At 38.0% G+C, this 892-nt stretch carries 1 protein-coding gene; it reads left to right on the top strand.

Going from position 1 to position 892, the window contains the following annotated elements:
• Window positions 1-892 (top strand): RHS repeat-associated core domain-containing protein (locus tag BAZSYMA_RS10350; RefSeq protein ID WP_241502544.1); only part of this gene is annotated, 892 nt, incomplete at both ends.

Raw genomic sequence — 892 nt, 5'->3', positions numbered from 1 at the left:
AAAAACAACACCACACAATACTATGTCTATGATTACCAAGGCAAGCGAGTCCGCACTGTGATTGAATCTAACAATCAAGCGCAAAGCCAAAGAGACTACCTACCTGCACTAGATATCTCAATCAACGAAGCAAAGAAACAAATCAACACTCTGCACATCGGTACCCATATTCTGCGCGAAAGTAGCAAAGACAACACCCAAAACTCTAGTCCAAATTTTACTCAAACCCGCTACCAACTCACCAGCCACCTGCAATCCAACACCCTAGAACTTGACGACAAAGCCCAAGTTATAAGTTATGAGAATTACTACCCTTATGGTGGTACTGCCATTATTGCTGGCAAGGATAAAACCGAAGTCCAACAAAAACGCTATCGTTACACAGATAAAGAAAGAGATGATAATAGTAGTTTATCCTATTATGGCACCAGATATCTAGCACCATGGCTTGCCAGATGGATAAGCCCTGATTCAATAGGGGCGGTTGATGGCTTGAATTTATATGTTTATGTGGGCAATAATCCACTTAAATATATTGATCCAACGGGAAATGATAAAATTGGTTCTATAAGTTGGAATGAGTTTATTGCACATAATAACAATATAAAAGGCAAGAGGAGATTGAATCTTTGGGTTGGAGAGAATCATGCTAAAACAAGTGGCGCTGTTTTAATGTTAGATTTAGTTCGTTATACCAATATTCAGGATATTATGATAGAGAATACTGCTGCTAAGCTAGGTCAAAGGCCTAGTAAAGATATTAATATTGTTAATCATATGCATCGCTCTTACTCTGCACCCCATGAAACACAAGAAATTTTCAGGCGTATACAACTATTGACAATAAGTCATAATACTTATTATGTTGGAACACATGACTGGAAAAACACTC

The organism is Bathymodiolus azoricus thioautotrophic gill symbiont (genome assembly GCF_001298715.1).
Taxonomy (GTDB): Bacteria; Pseudomonadota; Gammaproteobacteria; order PS1; family Pseudothioglobaceae; genus Thiodubiliella.
Note: the sequence above shows the minus strand (reverse complement) of the source record. Positions and strands in the feature narration are given on the sequence as shown.